This is a genomic window from Lelliottia sp. JS-SCA-14, assembly GCF_035593345.1.
Lineage (GTDB): Bacteria > Pseudomonadota > Gammaproteobacteria > Enterobacterales > Enterobacteriaceae > Enterobacter > Enterobacter wanjuensis.
In genome coordinates this window covers 1594446-1612646 of record NZ_CP141606.1, presented here as the reverse complement: position 1 = coordinate 1612646, position 18201 = coordinate 1594446, and the positions used below count along the sequence as shown (strand labels likewise).

The window sequence follows — 18201 nt, the reverse complement described above, 5'->3', positions numbered from 1 at the left end:
TGCATATGAAAACCCTGAAAAACTGGACCCTTCTTGAACAGTCCGCGAACCATCTGGAACTGTTGGTCGATAATCAGCACCGTCTGTGCCTGTATGTGCTGGAACAGAATCTGTTCCGCGTGCTGATCAAACGCAAAGGCGAGCTGTCGCTGGATAAAACCTGGAGCATCGCGCCGGATAAGGATGTGCCGTGGGAAGGTCGTCAGCGCGACGATCTGAGCGGATTCACCTGCCCGACATGGACGCTGACCCAGCAGGACGACGTCCTGACGATCGCCACCGAGCAGCTGCGCGTTACCGTCCATCAGCCTCTGTGGCTGGAGTGGCACTACCGCAACGAGGCAGGTGAGTGGCTGGAGCTGGCGCACGATCGCCCGACCAGCGCCTACCTGCTAAACGCCCACGGCGACGGCGCGGCGCACTATCTCAGCCGTCGTAAGGACGAGCGTTTTTACGGTCTGGGCGAGAAAGCGGGCGATTTTCAGCGCAACGGCAAACGCTACGAGATGCGTAACCTCGACGCGATGGGCTATAACGCGGTCAGCACCGACCCGCTGTACAAGCATATTCCGTTCACCATCACCCGCCGCGACGACATCAGCTACGGTCTGTTTTACGACAACCTGAGCAGCTGCTGGCTGGATCTGGGCAACGAAATCGACAACTACCACACGGCGTATCGCCGCTGGCAGGCGGAAGCGGGCGATATCGATTACTACATCTTCACCGGCAAACGCGTGCTGGACGTGACCAAAGCCTTTGTTCGTCTGACCGGGAAAACCCTGTTCGGTCCGAAATGGAGCCTCGGCTACAGCGGCTCGACCATGCACTACACCGACGCGCCGGACGCGCAGAACCAGCTGATGAACTTTATCCGCCTGTGCGAAGAGCACGCGATTCCGTGCGATTCCTTCCAGCTGTCGTCCGGGTATACCTCGATCAACGGCAAGCGTTACGTCTTCAACTGGAACTACGACAAAGTGCCGCAGCCAAAGGTGATGAGCCAGGCGTTCCACGACGCGGGGCTGAAGCTGGCGGCGAACATCAAGCCGTGCCTGCTGCAGGATCATCCACGCTATAACGAAGTGGCAGAACGTGGCTTATTTATCCGTGATTCAGAAACGGATGCGCCAGAACGTTCCAGCTTCTGGGATGACGAAGGATCGCACCTCGACTTTACCCATCCGCAGACCATTCAGTGGTGGCAGGAAGGCGTAACCACCCAACTGCTGGAGATGGGGATCGACTCCACCTGGAACGACAACAACGAGTTCGAAGTCTGGGACGGGGAAGCGCGCTGCCACGGTTTTGGTCAGGAGATTGCGATCAAGCATATTCGTCCGGTGATGCCGCTGCTGATGATGCGCGCCTCGATGGAGGCTCAGCAGCGTTTTGCCCCGGACAAACGTCCGTACCTGATCTCCCGCTCCGGCTGCGCCGGGATGCAGCGCTACGTCCAGACCTGGAGCGGCGATAACCGCACCAACTGGGATACCCTGCGCTACAACACCCGCATGGGGCTGGGCATGAGCCTCTCCGGGCTGTTTAACGTCGGGCACGATGTCGGTGGGTTCTCCGGCGATAAACCGGACGCCGAGCTGTTTGTACGCTGGGTTCAAAACGGCGTAATGCACCCGCGCTTCACCATTCACTCGTGGAATGACGATCATACGGTGAACGAGCCGTGGATGTATCCGGGCGTGACGCCTGCCATTCGCGGCGCGATTGAGCTGCGCTATCGTCTGCTGCCGTATCTCTACACCCTGCTGTGGCAGGCCCATGCGGATGACGAGCCGATGCTGCGCCCGACCTTCCTCGATCACGAGCATGACGCGCAAACCTTCGAAGAGTGCGACGATTTCCTGCTCGGCCGCGATGTGCTGGTCGCCAGTGTCGTCGAACAAGGTCAGCGCGAGCGCCGCCTCTGGCTGCCGGATAACGAAACCGGCTGGTACGATTTTTACACTCACGAGTGGTTCTCCGGCGGGCAGTGGATCGTCCGCGACGCACCGCTGGAAAAACTGCCGCTGCTGGTACGCGCCGGTGCGGGTCTGCCGCTCAGCGAACGCATTACCCATGTGAGTGCCGCGAAAGATGATACGCGCGAGCTACAGCTGTTCCCGGTGAAAGGGGTGGGGACAACGTCAGGCATGCTGTTTGAGGACGACGGCGAGAGCTGGGGTTATCAGAAAGGCAATGCCCTGTGGCTGGAGTGGGAGATGGTGTGCGAAGGGTCGACAATCAATCTGAACGTGACGACGCGCGGGGATTATCGCCCGGCGTGGAAAGCGTTGAAGGTGTCGTTGCCGGTGGGTGAGAAGCGTAAGTTGCTGGTGAACGGTATCGAGCAGAGTGAGTGGGCTTTGTAGTCGTTGATTGCCGGGTGGCGGCTTCGCCTTACCCGGCCTACAGGTTCAGAACCATTAAAAACGGCAACCCTTGGGTTGCCGTTTTGCATTGACCTTGTAGGCCGGGTAAGCGTCAGCGCCACCCGGCGTTTTTACATCAGCCGTCAATACCTTTGCTACGCAGATAATCTTCGTAATTCCCGGTGAAGTCCACGATGCGCTCCGGCGTAATCTCAATCACGCGGGTCGCCAGGGAGCTCACAAACTCACGGTCGTGAGAGACGAAGATCAGGGTGCCCTGATACATCTCCAGCGCCATGTTCAGGGATTCGATCGATTCCATATCCAGGTGGTTGGTCGGTTCGTCCATGATCAGGATGTTTGGTTTTTCCATCATCAGCTTACCGAACAGCATGCGGCCCTTTTCACCACCGGACAGCACTTTGGCTGGCTTCTTGATGTCGTCCTGGCTGAACAGCAGACGGCCCAGAATGCCGCGCACGGCCTGCTCGTCATCGCCTTCCTGCTTCCACTGGCTCATCCAGTCGAAGACGGTCAGATCGTTTTCGAACTCGTATTCGTGGTCCTGCGCGTAGTAACCGAGCTGGGCGTTTTCAGACCACTTCACGGTACCGTGGTCAGGCTGAAGTTCGCCGACCAGGGTTTTCAGCAGGGTTGATTTACCCACGCCGTTCGCGCCCAGTACCGCAATCTTCTCGCCCACTTCCAGCAGCAGGTTGAATTTTTTGAACAGCGGGCCGTTATCAAACCCTTTCGCCAGCGCTTCCACTTCCAGCGCGTTACGGAACAGTTTCTTGTCCTGCTCGAAGCGGATGAACGGGTTCTGACGGCTGGACGCTTTGACTTCATCCAGCTTAATTTTATCAATCTGACGGGCACGAGACGTCGCCTGACGAGATTTAGAGGCGTTGGCGCTAAAGCGGCTAACGAAGGATTGCAGGTCAGCAATCTGCGCTTTTTTCTTGGCGTTATCCGCCAGCAGACGTTCGCGCGCCTGAGTGGCCGCGGTCATGTATTCGTCGTAGTTGCCCGGATAAACGCGCAGCTCGCCGTAGTCCAGATCGGCCATGTGGGTGCAGACCATATTCAGGAAGTGACGGTCGTGCGAAATGATGATCATGGTGCTGTCGCGATCGTTCAGGGTCTGCTCCAGCCAGCGGATGGTGTCGATGTCCAGGTTGTTCGTCGGTTCATCGAGCAGCAGAATGTCCGGGTTGGAGAACAGGGCCTGCGCCAGAAGGACACGCAGCTTCCAGCCTGGCGCGACTTCGCTCATCAGGCCGTAGTGTTGTTCAACAGGAATACCGACGCCGAGCAGCAGCTCACCGGCACGGGATTCGGCAGAGTAGCCGTCCATTTCGCCGTACAGCACTTCGAGGTCAGCCACTTTATAGCCGTCCTCTTCGCTCATTTCAGCCAGCGCGTAAATGCGGTCACGCTCTTGCTTCACTTCCCACAGTTCCCCGTGTCCCATGATCACGGTGTCGAGCACGGTAAACTCTTCGAAGGCGAACTGATCCTGACGCAGCTTACCGAGGCGCTCATTCGGATCGAGCGACACGTTGCCGAGCGTCGGCTCTAAATCGCCGCCGAGAATCTTCATAAAGGTGGATTTTCCGCTACCGTTGGCACCAATCAGGCCGTAACGGTTGCCGCCGCCAAATTTGACGGAAATGTTTTCGAACAGCGGCTTACTGCCAAACTGCATAGTGACGTTGCTGGTAACTAACACGGGGAGATTCCTGCGAAAAAGTGTGATAAACACGGCATTATGCCACAATTCCGAAATGAGATCCCGTGTTGCAACGAACCACTAAACTTTAACAAAATCGAAAAAAATGTGATTTCGTACACATCTGAATTCCATGCGCGAGGGAATGCACATATAATGCGCTCCCATCAATGATTCAGACTCATCAACTAATCGCCAGAGTGGCAAAGATACCTCGCATAACATGAATATGAAATTATCAACGCTTTTTGCGGCGGCGTTAGCCGTAGTAGGTTTTTGCAATACCGCTTCTGCGGTGACTTATCCGCTGCCGACAGACGGTAGCCGTCTGGTGGGTCAAAACCAGGTGGTTATTGTTCCGGAAGGCAACTCCCAGCCGCTGGAATATTACGCCGCTGAATACCAGTTGGGCCTGTCCAACATGCTGGAAGCGAACCCGGGCGTTGACCCGTATCTGCCAAAAGCCGGGACCGTGCTGAACATTCCTCAGCAGCTGATCCTGCCGGACACTGTCCATGAAGGTATCGTGATCAACAGCGCCGAAATGCGTCTGTATTACTACCCGAAAGGCACCAACACCGTCATCGTTCTGCCGATTGGTATCGGTCAGTTGGGTAAAGACACCCCGCTGAACTGGACCACCAAAGTAGAGCGTAAGAAAGCGGGTCCAACCTGGACGCCAACCGCCAAAATGCACGCCGAGTACATCGCTGCCGGTGAACCGCTGCCAGCCGTTGTGCCAGCCGGTCCGGACAACCCTATGGGTCTGTACGCGCTGTACATCGGTCGTCTGTATGCGATCCACGGGACCAACGCCAACTTCGGTATCGGCCTGCGCGTGAGCCACGGCTGTGTGCGTCTGCGTAACGACGATATCAAGTTCCTGTTCGAGAACGTGCCGGTCGGTACCCGCGTCCAGTTCATCAATGAGCCGGTCAAAGCGACCTCCGAGCCAGATGGCAGCCGCTACATCGAAGTTCATAACCCGCTGTCCACCAGCGAAGACCAGATCAACAACAACGAGATCGTGCCGATCACCCTGAAGAGCAACATTCAGGCGGTCACCGGCCAGGCCGATGTTGAATCGACCGTTGTAGATCAGGCAGTGCAGAACCGTTCCGGTATGCCGGTACGTTTGAATTGATTTAAGTTGTCGCAAACAAAAAAGCGGGCTCATCAGCCCGCTTTTTTATTACCCGTTATTCACGATAACGATGCCGCCGTGGTCGTAGCGGTAGTGGCAGTGCGCGTACTCCAGTGGCGTGCCATCCTCAAGATAGATCACCTGCTCCACCTCCAGCACCGGGTCGGTTTGTTCGCAGACCAGATGCTGCATATCCAGTGCGTTAGGTTTTAGCGCCCGCACCACGCGATACGACCCCATGATTTTCAGCCCCAGCGTCTCCTGAACATACTGGAACACCGAGCTTTCGAGATGGGTTTTGTTCAAGCCCGGCACCAGATTCAGCGGCATGACCGTGGAATCGAGCGACATCGGCTCGCCGTTGAGGGAACGCAGGCGGATAAAATCATAGATCGGCGTATCGGCATTAATCATCAGGGACGACTGCTCTTTCTCATTCGGGAAGCGCAGCTCGAAATGAACGACTTTGCTGCTCACCGTCCCGAGATGTTCCCAGGTTTTGGTCGCACCGAAGTAGTCGCTGCCGGAGAGATCCCACTGGGAGAGCTGCAGGAAGTTCTTACGGATAAAGGTCCCCTGCCCCTGACGCGTGTAGACCAGCCCTTCGACGATCAGCTGGCGCATCGCCTGCTGGATGGTCATCCGGCTGGTGCTGAACTCCGCCGCCAGCGCAAACTGGTCTGGCAGCGGTTCATTGGCGGCATACTGCTGGCTGATAATGCGTTTCTTAATTTCCCGCGCGATGGTGATGTACTTCGCCGCCATGCCTTTTCCTTTTGATTAATCCGCTATCACACTGTTTTTCAACGCCACCCTCTCAGCAATCTTGAGGAAAGGCAGGTAGAAGAATACACCAAATACGATGATTGCCAACTGAACCACCACCGCCCGCCAGTCCCCCGCCGTCGCCAGCCAGGCGCTGAGTATCGGCGGCGTGGTCCATGGGATCATCACCACGCAGCGCGACATCAGCCCGAGCGTGGTACAGAGCCAGGCGAAGTAAATCCCGATCGCCGGAAGTAACACAAACGGGATCATCAGCGGCAGGTTAAAGACAATCGGCAGGCCGAAAATCACCGGCTCGTTGATGTTAAACAGTCCCGGCGCCAGCGACAGGCGCGCCACCTGTTTGGCCGATTTCTGACGCGAGAAAATAAAGATGGCAATCAGCAGCGAAATGGTGCTGCCCGTCCCGCCAATCATCCCGAAGGTCGGGACAAAAATATTGTTGATGATATGCGGGATCGGCTGACCGTTGGCGAAGGCCAGCATGTTCTCATTGGTGTTGATTAACAGGAAAGGTTCCAGAATCACACTGTTCACCACCGACTGGTGAATACCGAGCGTAAACAGGAAATTCCCGAAGCTGTAGATAAAAATGGTGCCGGGCAGACTGGTGTTAATCAGTCGGAGCGGCTGCTGGATGAAATGGGTGATCAGGTGGATCAGATCCGTGTGCAGCACGTTCGCCAGCAGCGCCGCCACGATGGCGAAGAGCGAAAGCGTGATTATGGTCGGGATCAGCGCCGTAAAGGATTTACTCACCGCAGGCGGGACGTTCTCACCGAGCGAAATGTGCAATGCTTTGAGGCGCGAAATGGCGATAAACACTTCCGTGGAAATCAGGCCGATCAGCACCCCGGCAAAAATCCCCGTCGAGCCAATATTGCCGAACGTCAGCACCTGGGTGACGTTCACCGCAGTCTGGCTGCCGACGGGCACTAATTGCAACTGCATCGGCATCATAATGATAAAACTACTGACGGCGATAACCACTGCCGAAACCGGGTTGTCGAAATCTTTGTTGCGCGCCAGCGACCAGGCAATCATCGGGGCCAGCAACAGCGCCGCGATGTTCAGCGTGCCGTTAATAATCGCCTCGCCCCACACTTTGAACTGGGCGAGGGTTTCACCCTCCAGCACCCACGGAAACACCACGTTATTCACCAGTACCGCAAGACCGGCAAGGATGAAGATCGGCATCACCGTGGCGAAGGCATCGCGCAGGGAGCGTAAGTGCACCTGGTTGGCCAGGCGCGCGGAGAACTCAACAAATCTGTCGACAAACGACTGCATCGCAGGTGTAATTTTTGTATCAGACATAGCGGATATTTCCCATCAATCAGTCACAAAAACCGGTCCGGCAGCGTACGACTTACAGCTCGCTTCCGTTGCTATGAATAGCCTGTTTTAACCACGCGTAGCTCTTTTTCGGCACGCGTTTCATATCTTTAAGATCGTGGTTCTCGCGGTTGACGTACACCACGCCGTAGCGTTTACGCATGTCGCCCTGCGAGCTGAGAATGTCGATCAAACCCCAGCCGAGATAGCCGATCACCTGCGCACCGTCTTCGAAGATCGCCGCTTTCATCGCCTCGAAATGCTTGCGGTGATAGTCGATGCGGTAGTCATCTTCGACCGGATTGACGCCGTCCCAGGACTCAATCACCCCGATGCCGTTTTCAATCGGGAACACCGGCATCCGCCAGTCGTTGTAGTAACGGGTGATGATGGTGCGGAAACCGAGCGGGTCGATCTGCCAGTTCCATTCGGTGGCTTTCAGGAACGGGTTGTTTTTCTCGCCGTGTGCCAGGTAGTAGTTGACCGGCGTGCCTTCCGGGATCGGGTCGCTGTCGAGGGTTTTACTCGCGTAGTAGCTGAACGCCATGAAGTCGTTTTTGGTGCGCGCCAGTAGAGCCAGATCTTCCGCGCGATAGATATCGCCGAAGCCTTGCTGCTCAACCACCGCCATCACCGCCGGGCTGTAGCCTTGCCCCGCAAAGACGCGCAGCAGGTTCTGGTTGAGGAATTCGTCGTACTGCTGGGCGCAGAAGATATCGCGCGGTTTGCAGGTCGCCGGGTAGATCAACTGATGCGCCAGCATGCCGCCCATCATCTGGCCCGGTTTGGCCTGATGCAGATACTCCGTCAGCGCCATGTGCGCCACCATCGTATGGTGCTGAATTTCGTACAGTTCACGCAGGGTTTGCTCGCCCTTCATGTAGCCCGACACCCGGAACGCTTCCGGCATGTGGAAAATGTTCTGCTCGTTGAAGGTCAGCCAGTACTTCACGCGGTCGCCGTAGCAGTCGATCATCTTTTTGCCATAGCGCACAAACGCGTCCAGCACCCGACGGTCGTTAAAGCCGTTGTACTCCTGGGCCAGCGCCAGCGGCATGTCGAAGTGATACAGACAGACCATCGGCTCGATACCGCGCGCGATAAGATCGTTGATGAAACGATCGTAGAACGCGATGCCCTCTTCGTTGAATTCGCCATCGCCCTGCGGGCAGACGCGGCTCCAGGAGATCTGGAAGCGGTAGCAGTTCATGCCCAGATCCTGCATCAGGTCGAAATCTTCCTGGTAGCGATGATAGGAGTCGGTGGCGACTTTCCAGTCCGAGGCGTTTTCACCGGCTTCGCGGATGTCGTATACCGACATCCCTTTTCCGCCCTCGTTCCACGCCCCCTCGGTCTGCATGCTGGACACCGAGTTACCCCATAAAAAGTTAGCTGGCAGTGATTGCTTCATGGTCTCTCCCTATATGACTAGTCATTTAAATTTCATGACTAGTCATATAGCTAAAGATGAAAAATCAATCAAAGGGAAGGATCGTTTTTTGTGAGCGGGATAGAAATAAAAAAGCCGGATGGCGCTTCGCTTATCCGGCCTACTGTCGCGGGTTTTGTAGGCCGGATAAGCGAAGCGCCATCCGGCAATGAAGGTTAACCCTTCAGCTGATTCCGGCGATACTCGCCCTGACGCTCCAGCATCCAGCCCGGGTATTCCCGCGGCAGCGCGCTGACGGCGTCGAGCTGGTGCAGTTCATCGTCGCTCAGGCGAATTGCGGTCGCGGCGATATTGTCGTCCAGCTGGTCAACGCGTTTGGCGCCAATGATTACGCTGCTCACCACCTTCTGATGCAGCAGCCACGCCAGCGCGATCTGCGCCACCGACACACCTTTGCTCTCGGCAATGGTGCGCATCACATCGACACAGTCGAACGCGCGATCTTTCTCCACCGGCGGGAAGTCAAACTCCTGACGACGACTGCCTGCTTCGCTCTGGCCGTCGCGGCTATACTTCCCGCTCAGCAGACCGCCGGCCAGCGGGCTCCAGACCATCAGCCCGACGCCTTCGCTTTGCATCATCGGTACCAGCTCACGCTCCAGATCGCGCCCGGCGATGGTGTAGTACGCCTGAAGCGAGGCAAACCGCGCCAGCCCGAGGCGCTCGGAGATCCCCAGCGCTTTGGTGATTTGCCACGCCGCCCAGTTCGACACCCCGATGTAGCGCACGTGACCGTGCTGCACCAGATTATCCAGGGCGTAGAGCGTCTCTTCAATTGGCGTTGCCGGGTCGAAACCGTGCAGCTGATAGAGATCGATATGATCGAGCTGCATGCGGCGCAGGCTCTCTTTGACGCTATTGATGATGTGATAGCGCGAGCTGCCGCGCGAGTTGACGCCCGCCGTGCCGGTTTCGCCGAAGACTTTGGTGGCAACGACCACATTTTCACGCGGGATCTTAAGATTTTTCAGCGCCTGGCCGGTGATCTCCTCCGAGCGTCCTTCCGAGTAGACGTTGGCGGTGTCGATAAAGTTAATCCCGGCATCCAGCGCGCGGCCTACCAGCTTTTCCGCCTCGCTCTGCTGGAGCTGACCAATTTTACCCCACATGCCGCCTTCGCCCCCGAAGGTCATGGTGCCGAGGCAGAGTTCAGAAACAAACAGACCGGTATTTCCCAGTTTTTGATAACGCATATGACGTTCCTCACAGTGTTCGTTTGATGGGTGCCGGATAGTTATACTCCGCCCCTGCAAAACGCGAATGTGGCGTTCCTGTCTGTTTCTTGCCCAATCCTCTGAACGTTATCCGCGCGGGGCGTCGCCAAATACCGAATAATCCGGCAAATTCACCTGCTGATACGGCTCCCAGCCCCCGCCGAGGGCCTTGTAGAGCGCCACCAGATCGAGCGCACTTTGCACCTGGGCCTGCGCGCGCTGCTGTTGCGCCTGAGCCAGCTGGCGCTGGGCATCCAGCACGTCGATAAAGCTGGCGATCCCCTGGCGATAGCTGTCGCTCGCCAGATCGAAGGCGTTTTGCAGCGCATCAATGGTTTTGCCTAAACCCGCTTCACGCTGCTGATCCGTGCGATAGCTGACCAGCGCGTTTTCCACATCGCCCAGCGCGGTGAGTACCGTCTGGCGATAGTCCAGCACCGCCGCGCCCTGCTGCGCGCGCGCCACTTTGACGCTGGAGACCAGCCGTCCGCCCTGGAAAATCGGGATCGAAACCTGCGGGCCGACGCTGTAAAAATGGCTGCTCCAGTCCGTGAGCCAGTTGGTTTCGCTGTTGCGCAGGCCAAACTGCCCGGAGAGCGACACGCTCGGGAACAGCTCGGCGACGGAAACGCCGATTTGCGCCGTCGCCGCGTGAAGATTAGCTTCCGCCTCGCGCACGTCCGGACGACGGCGGGCGAGCGTCGACGGGATCCCCGTCGGTACAATCTCCGGCAACGCCGGGAGAGGCTGAACAGAACGTAGCTCGCCATCCAGCGCACCCGGCGGTTTGCCGAGTAAAATTGCCAGGCCGTTCATCGCCTGACGCTCCTGGGCCTGATATTGCGGGAGCTGGGCTTCCAGATTGCCCAGCTGCGCGCGGGCGTTTTCCACGTCCATCTGCGGCGAGAGTCCGCCGCGCTGGCGGCTCTCGGTCAGATCGAGGGTTTGCTGCGCGCTCTCGATTTGCGTATTGAGCGTCGCCATCACGCTTTGCGCGCCGCGCAGCTGCAGCCAGGCACGCGCCACTTCGGCTTCCAGGGAGACCAGCGCGTCATTACGCTGCTCAATCGCCGCCCGCTGCTGCGCCTCTGCGCCTTCCACCTGACGACGCACTTTGCCCCACAGGTCGAGCTCCCACTGGGCGTCAAAGCTGCCCTGATACAGATTCACCGGCTGGGTGAGCGGGCCCAGCGCGCCTTTCAGATCCGGGTCGACGTTATCTATCTGGTCGTAAACCCCGTGCGATTTCAGTTCGCCTTCCAGACCCAGCTGCTGGCGGGTGGCCTGTAAATTGCCGTTCACCGAGGGATAAAACGCCCCGCCCGCCTGGGTAATCTGCTCGCGGGCTCCGGCGATGCGCAGAACCGTCTGTTGCAGGGAGAGATTTCCGGCAATCGCCCGGTCGATCAGGCTATCGAGCTGTGGAGAGCCAAAGGTCTTCCACCAGCGCGGATTCACCGCCGTGCTCTCGGCTTTTGATTTCACCCCCGCATCGCCCGGATCGTTCCACTTCGCGGGCGTATTCGGCGCCGGCGGCTGGTAGTCCGGCCCCACGGCGCACCCGGCTAACAGCAACACTAAAAACAGGGGGGACAAACGTGTGTAGATCATCAATGTGCTCCTGCACTGCCTTCGCTTTTCACCGGCGAGAGCAACAAACAAAACGGGATAAGCAGTAATGCGACCGCGCTCAGGATCGTGAAAACGTCCACGTAGGCCAGAAAACGCGACTGTTCAATCATGGTCTGGTACATGCGCCCGGTGGCGATATCCAGCGGATTGCCGACCTGGGTGGTGAAGTTCTGGATCGCCTGCGCCGACTCCCGCAGCGCCAGCTGGAACTGCTCGTTAAACGGCGAGGCGTGATAGGCCAGATACGCGCTGTGCGTCTGGGCGCGCTCCGTGATGGCGGCGGTCGAAAGCGAAATCCCGATCGATCCGGCGACGTTACGGAACATGGTGAAGAGCGCAGCGGCGTCGCCGTTGAGCTGTCTGGGTATCGAAATAAAGGCGATGGTGGTGAGCGGAACAAACAGGAACCCCAGCCCGAACGACTGGGCGCTACGAAACAGCACCAGCGTCTCGAAATCAATATCCGGCGTCAGAGTTCGCGACCAGAAGAACGACACCGCCAGACAGGCGAAACCAAAGGCGATGATCCACCGCGTTTGCACGATGGGCATCAGTTTCAGCACCAGCGGAATGGTCAGGACAATCAGCACCGCGCCGGGCGAGAGCACCATCCCGGACCAGGTGGCGGTGTAGCCCAAATCCTGCTGGGCCAGCTGCGGGATCACCACCGAACTGCCGTACAAAATCATCGCCATGCCGCCCATCAGTAGACAGGCCACGGCAAAGTTTTTGTCCTTCATGCAGCGCAAATCCACCACCGGTTTTTTGGCGTAAAGGAGCCAGTAAATCGCACCGATGATGCCAATAAGCGTCAGTACCGCGAAGGTGCGGATAAAGTTCGAGTAGAACCAGTCGTCGTCTTCGCCGCGATCGAGCATCACCTGCAGACAGCCGAGCCCAAGGGCGATCAGGCCAATCCCCGTCCAGTCGATACTCAGTTTCTCTTCGGATTTACGCTCCCACGGCGGATCTTCCAGCAGCTGGTAAATCGCCAGCACCGTCACGATGCCAACCGGGATATTGATAAAGAAGACCCAGCGCCAGGAGTAGTTATCGGTGATCCAGCCGCCGAGCGTTGGCCCCAGCACCGGGGCAACGATGATCGCGATCGACGACAGGCCAAAGGCCTTGCCGCGATCTTCGGGTTTGAAGTAGTCAAGCAGCACCGACTGTTGCGTGGGCTGAAGCCCGCCGCCAAAAAAGCCTTGCATGATGCGAAACAGAATGATTTGCCACAGCTCCGTGGCTATCCCGCACAGGAACGAGCAGATGGTGAACATCACGATGCAGATCAGGAAGAACTGCTTGCGGCCAAATACCCGGCTGAGAAACGCCGAGATGGGCAGCACGATGCCGTTGGCGACCAGATAGCTGGTGAGCACCCAGGTCGATTCGTCGTAGCTGGCCGAGAGTGAACCGGCCACGTGCGGGAGCGCCACGTTGACGATGGTGGTGTCGAGGATCTCCATAAACACCGCCAGCGTGACGACAATCGCCACCGCCCAGGGATTACTGGCGGGCCGCCAGTTTTCGTGGCTGTGGTCCGTCATTCCAGTGTGACCTTCGGCGCAACGGAGAGGCCCAGCGGCAGAGGCATGTTCGGGTCCAGTCCTTTGTCGATGACGATTTTGACCGGAACGCGCTGCACGATTTTCACAAAGTTGCCGGTGGCGTTTTCCGCCGGGAAGGCTGAGAAGCGCGAGCCGCTCCCCTGCTGGATACTGTCGATGTGGCCTTCGAGTTTCATATCCGGCCAGGCATCGACGGTGATCGCCACTTTATTGCCGGGGCGCATGCGCTCAAGCTGCGACTCTTTGAAGTTGGCCACCACCCAGATGTCCGGCGAGACCAGCGAAAACAGCGCCGTACCGGCCTGCACCAGGGTGCCCGTCTGAACGTTACGCTTGGTGACAAAACCGTCGAACGGAGCGCGCACTTCGGTATAGGAGAGATTCAGGTTGGCGGTTTCAAGCTGGGCTTTCGCCTGATCGACCTGACGTTCACGCGCTTCGACGTTGGTCTCTTGCTGGCGGATCTGGAGCTGAACCTGCTCCGCCACTTCCAGCTGAGCCTGTGCACTGGCAAGCCCGGCTTGCGCGCTGCGCAGCTGAGCATTCGCGGAATCAATACTTTGTTGGGTGGTGGCGCGGGGATCGACACCGCGCTGGCGACGATACTCGGCCTGCGCATTCGCCATATCCGCCTGCGCTTTCAGGACCTGAGCTTTGGCTTCATCGCGCTGGGCAGGATATTGCACCTTCGACAGCGCCAGCTGGGCCTGCGCCTGATGCAGCTGCGCCACGGCCAGGCCCAACTGCGCCTGAGCCTGATCGCGCTGAGCGGTGGTATCCCGCGGATCGATGACTACCAGCAGATCGCCCTTCTTGACCCGCTGGTTATCGCGCACCCGCAGATCCGTGACATAGCCTGCCGCTTTCGGGGCTATGGTCACCACGTTCGCATCGGTGAAGGCGTCGTCGGTGGTCTCTTCGTTGCGGGTGAGAAACCACCACACCAGCGCCGCGACGACCATCACCACCACCACGATCCCAAGAATGATTAACGGTTTTTTCCCGGGACCTTTGCGCTCTGGTTTTTCGTTTTGTTCTGAGGTTTCGTTTTCGTCTGCCATATGCCAACAACGTTCCTGTCAGTGAACGGCATCACATTTATGCCGTTCACTAAAGTTAGGACGTTGCTATACATTTGCCAGGAAAAGCTGACAATTAGCGCACTATATGAGAAGGAATAATCCGAAACCGACGGCGGCCGCCCAGACCAGCATTGGCAGGGACCAGAGGTGGAATCGCCACCAGATCCGGCGGTTGTTTGCCATGCGCAGAGCGATCAGATTGGCGAGCGATCCCGGCAGTAAGCCGAATCCGCCCACGTTCACAGCCCAGGCCAGCAGCGCCGTTGGCGGGACGTAGTTGATCAGCAGGATAGTCGACGGGACGTTGCTGATAAATTGCGACAGGCCAATTGCCGTCAGCCACAGGCCGAGCGGTGACAGTCCGCTCACGCTGTGCAGGGAATTCTGCAGGGCGGGGAGTTGAATCAGCAGATGCACGTCGATAAACATCGCCATGAATACCAGCAGCAGCGTCCAGTCAACGCTGATCAGCACCCGCCGCGCCAGAATTAAAAAACCGCCCGCCACCAGCAGGGCGCCCCACAGCGCCAGCTTCAGTTCCAGCGCCGTCAGGAAAACGATATACAGGGCCAGACAGCCCCACACCAGACGTGGATTCCATGACGAGGCCTGGGTTCCACTGTGGTAGTTGAGCGCTTTATTCGGAAAGGCGAACCAGCACACCGCCAGCAGGGAGAGCATCATCACCAGCGCCAGAGGCGCCATTTGCCAGGTGAACGCCGTGAACGACAGCCCGGAGCGCCCCCAGAGGAGAATGTTTTGCGGGTTGCCGATCGGCGTCAGCAGCGATCCGGCGTTAACCGCCAGCGCTTCGAAGATAATCAGCCGATTGACCGGGATCTCGCACAGCTTGCGCAGCGTCAGAGTGAGAGGAACGACGATAAACAGCGCCACGTCGTTGGTCAGAAAGGTGGAGAGCAGCGCGGCGGCCAGCACCATAAACAGCGACAGCTTTCGCTCGGTGGCAAAGCGGCGCACCATTTTGCGCCCGATGACGTCGAAATAGCCGCTCTGCTCCACCCCTTTGGTAAGCATCATCAGCCCGCTCAGGGTAATGATGGTGTGCCAGTCGATGGCCTCCGGCCAGGCGGCGGGCGCAAAGGGCACGAAAAAACTCAGCCCGACGCCAATCAGTAACAGAAGATGGAAAAAGCGATCGCGGGCGAGCGCCCGCAGCCCCGGAATGTTCATTCAGCAGCCGATCCGAATTTGAGCGTGAACTCGCGGAATTTCTCCAGCGTCTCTTCGCTGACGTGGTGTTCAATCCCTTCCGAATCGCGACGAGCGATGTCTTCGCTCACGCCCAGCACCAGCAGGAAGTTTTCGACAATCTGATGGCGCTCGCGACTCTCCTGCGCCAGTTTTTCCCCTTCCGGCGTCAGGAACACCCCGCGCCACGGGATCATTTCAATCAGCCCGACCGAGGCCAGGCGCTTTAACATTTTGGCAACCGTTGGCTGCGACACGCCCAGGCGTGCGGCCATGTCCACCTGACGCGCTTCCCCGACCTCGCGAAAGAGATCGGAAATCAGCTCAACGTAGTCATCAATCAGCTCGCGACGGTGCGCCTCACGCACCTGACGAAACCCTTCAACATGCTCTTCAACATTCACCAGTTGCGTCTTTTTTTTTGTAGTTGGCTTACCTGCGCGACGGTTCATTGCACTTCCTCAGTGGGTTGACGCCCCTGGCGTCCTGTAACGAGAGCGCACAGTGTAAACCATCCCTCTACAAGCACAAAAAATTAACGAATTAGCCATAGCTATACAATATAGCCTGTGCTATATCTGTATGTAATGCAGTCACCCTTCACGGATCGAAGGGATCCGAAATCAGGAGGTCACATGAACGAATTCAAGAGGTGTATGAAAGTGTTTAGCCACTCCCCCTTTAAAGTACGCTTAATGCTGCTGAACATGCTGTGCGATATGATCAACGGCAAACCACAGCAGAACGACAAGCCATCCCACTAAGCGGCGTCGCGGTACGCCGCTTTCATTTTTTCGTCACAATTCCCGCGCATACTGCCCTGTTAGCCCCCAATTCCCGATCTTTTTTACGGATTTGTAATCCCTCTCGCAAAACATCTTCTTAGCAACTGTTGACCTGAATGCCGACTGGCTCTATCTTCTTGCAGCCCTGCACCATTTGCGGCTCGCTGAAGCGGACCCTCATTCCCTCTCCACGCACTGTCAGGCAGGCTTTGACCCTCGACGCCAGGGTGAGCACATGGCGTTTTCACGATAGTGACCTATGAATTTAACCCTGAAAGAAACATTAATTACCCGCAGTCGGGCCTTAAGCCCGTGGACGGGATTCTACTTTCTGCAATCGCTGCTCATTAACTTTGCGCTGGGCTATCCCTTTAGTCTGCTTTACGCCGTGGCCTTTACCTGTCTGCTGCATTTGATGTGGCGCAGCGCGCCACGTGCACAAAAAGTGGTGGTCGGGATCTGCTCTGTCGTGGCGGCAATGTACTACCCCTTTGGTCAGGCCTATGGTGCGCCCAACTTCAACACTCTGCTGGCGCTGCACTCCACCAATATGGAAGAGTCCACGGAGATCCTGACGATCTTCCCGTGGTACAGCTACGTTATCGGCCTGTTTATTTTTGCGCTCGGCGTGATCGCCGTGCGTCGCAAGCCGCAAGAGAAAAAACCGTGGAGCATGATTGAAAACCTGTGCCTGGTCATCGGTGTGGCGACATTCTTTGTCGCACCGGTACAAAACCTGGCCTGGGGCGGCGTGTTCAAACTGAAAGATACCGGCTACCCGGTGTTCCGCTTCGTCAAAGATATTGTGGTGAACAATAAAGAAGTGCTCGACGAGCAGACGCGCATGGCTGAGCTTTCGAATATGAAAGACACCTGGAACGTGCTGGCGGTGAAACCGAAATATCACACCTATGTGGTGGTGATTGGCGAGAGCGCGCGTCGCGATGCGCTGGGCGCATTTGGCGGTCACTGGAATAATACGCCGTTTGCCAGCTCGGTGAACGGCACCCTGTTTACGGATTACGTGGCGGCGAGCGGCTCGACGCAGAAATCGCTCGGCCTGACGCTCAGCCGCGTCGTGGACGGTAAACCGCAGTATCAGGATAACTTTGTCACTCTGGCTAACCGCGCCGGTTTCCAGACCTGGTGGTTCTCGAATCAGGGACAAATCGGCGAATACGATACCGCCATCGCCAGTATCGCCAAGCGTGCGGACGAAGCGCAGTTCCTGAAAAACGGGGATTTTGAGGCGGATAAAAATACCAAAGACGAAGCGTTGCTCAAGATGACGTCGCAGGTATTTGCCAGCCAGCGCACCCAGCCGCAGCTGATTGTCCTGCATCTGATGGGTTCTCACCCGCAGGCCTGCGATCGTACGCAGGGGAAATACGCGGAGTTTGTGCAGTCGAAAGAGACCTCCTGCTATCTCTATACCATGACCCAGACCGACGATCTGCTGAACAAGCTCTATACCCAGCTGCGTAATACCGGCGATAGCTTCTCGATGGTCTACTTCTCTGATCACGGTCTGGCATTCAAAGAGCGCGGCAAAGAGGTGCAGTACCTGGCCCACGACGATAAGTTCCAGCAGAACTTCCAGGTGCCGTTTATGGTGCTGTCGAGCGATGATAAAACCCATCGCATCATCAAAGCGCGCCGTTCCGCGAATGATTTCCTGAGCTTCTTCTCCCAGTGGACGGGGATTTCTGCGAAAGAGATCGCCAACAGCTACCCGTTCATATCTAACAAGAAAGCGCCGCCGGTCTACATTACTAACTTCAAGCTACAGAAAGTGGAGTATACCCATTTGGGTACAGATCTTTTTGAGGTGAAAAGCAGATAGGTAAGGTGCGGCCTGATACCCTCTCCCCGTGGGAGAGGATAAAAACATA

14 protein-coding genes are annotated in these 18201 nt (G+C 57.4%); 4 read left to right on the top strand and 10 right to left on the bottom strand.

The features are described 5' to 3' along the window. Positions 1-5 precede the first annotated feature (5 nt). Positions 6-2369, top strand: a complete 2364-nt coding sequence (locus tag U9O48_RS07580) for a glycoside hydrolase family 31 protein (protein WP_324723984.1) — start codon at positions 6-8, stop codon at positions 2367-2369. Between the two features lie 136 nt (positions 2370-2505). Here the strand turns inward: U9O48_RS07580 and U9O48_RS07575 are convergent, their stop codons facing one another. After that, entirely contained in the window at positions 2506-4101 is a 1596-nt protein-coding gene (locus tag U9O48_RS07575; protein ID WP_282492290.1) for an ABC-F family ATPase, read from the bottom strand. A 223-nt stretch (positions 4102-4324) separates the two neighbouring features. Between U9O48_RS07575 and ldtB the strand changes: the two genes are divergently transcribed. Further along, positions 4325-5245 (top strand): L,D-transpeptidase, encoded by a 921-nt coding sequence (ldtB, locus tag U9O48_RS07570; RefSeq protein WP_282492289.1) that lies wholly within the window; start codon positions 4325-4327, stop codon positions 5243-5245. Between the two features lie 48 nt (positions 5246-5293). On the opposite strand, the gene U9O48_RS07565 is transcribed toward ldtB, so the two are convergent. The 9 genes from U9O48_RS07565 to mntR all read right to left on the bottom strand — a co-directional run bounded on the left by U9O48_RS07565 (position 5294) and on the right by mntR (position 15976). Further along, complete coding sequence (locus U9O48_RS07565; protein WP_103948755.1) at positions 5294-6010, bottom strand: GntR family transcriptional regulator; 717 nt, start codon at positions 6008-6010, stop codon at positions 5294-5296. Between the two features lie 15 nt (positions 6011-6025). Then, positions 6026-7348, bottom strand: a complete 1323-nt coding sequence (locus U9O48_RS07560; protein ID WP_324723981.1) for a PTS sugar transporter subunit IIC — start codon at positions 7346-7348, stop codon at positions 6026-6028. Positions 7349-7400: 52 nt separating this feature from the next. Beyond that, positions 7401-8777, bottom strand: coding sequence for a glycoside hydrolase family 1 protein (locus U9O48_RS07555; protein WP_324723980.1), 1377 nt, complete (start codon positions 8775-8777; stop codon positions 7401-7403). A gap of 194 nt (positions 8778-8971) precedes the next feature. After that, on the bottom strand, positions 8972-10009 hold the full coding sequence (locus U9O48_RS07550; protein WP_324723979.1) for an aldo/keto reductase: 1038 nt from the start codon (positions 10007-10009) through the stop codon (positions 8972-8974). Positions 10010-10117: 108 nt separating this feature from the next. Continuing rightward, a complete protein-coding gene (locus U9O48_RS07545) occupies positions 10118-11641 on the bottom strand; it encodes an efflux transporter outer membrane subunit (protein WP_285145494.1) in 1524 nt (507 codons plus the stop codon). Beyond that, entirely contained in the window at positions 11641-13212 is a 1572-nt protein-coding gene (locus U9O48_RS07540) for a DHA2 family efflux MFS transporter permease subunit (protein ID WP_285145495.1), read from the bottom strand. Before U9O48_RS07540 ends, U9O48_RS07545 begins: the two co-directional genes overlap by 1 nt. Next, positions 13209-14294: an HlyD family secretion protein gene (locus tag U9O48_RS07535; RefSeq protein WP_282492282.1), complete on the bottom strand. Its 1086-nt coding sequence runs from the start codon at positions 14292-14294 to the stop codon at positions 13209-13211. Before U9O48_RS07535 ends, U9O48_RS07540 begins: the two co-directional genes overlap by 4 nt. A 102-nt stretch (positions 14295-14396) precedes the next feature. Then, positions 14397-15506: an anion transporter gene (locus U9O48_RS07530; protein WP_324723978.1), complete on the bottom strand. Its 1110-nt coding sequence runs from the start codon at positions 15504-15506 to the stop codon at positions 14397-14399. Further along, a complete protein-coding gene (mntR, locus tag U9O48_RS07525; RefSeq protein WP_282492280.1) occupies positions 15503-15976 on the bottom strand; it encodes a manganese-binding transcriptional regulator MntR in 474 nt (157 codons plus the stop codon). The genes U9O48_RS07530 and mntR overlap by 4 nt, the downstream gene beginning before the upstream one ends. 183 nt (positions 15977-16159) lie before the next feature. On the opposite strand from mntR, the gene mntS reads away from it, so the two are divergent. Both mntS and U9O48_RS07515 read left to right on the top strand, forming a co-directional pair. Then, entirely contained in the window at positions 16160-16288 is a 129-nt protein-coding gene (gene mntS / locus U9O48_RS07520; RefSeq protein ID WP_282492279.1) for a manganase accumulation protein MntS, read from the top strand. Between the two features lie 280 nt (positions 16289-16568). After that, on the top strand, positions 16569-18152 hold the full coding sequence (locus U9O48_RS07515) for a phosphoethanolamine transferase (protein WP_324723977.1): 1584 nt from the start codon (positions 16569-16571) through the stop codon (positions 18150-18152). Positions 18153-18201 lie beyond the last annotated feature (49 nt).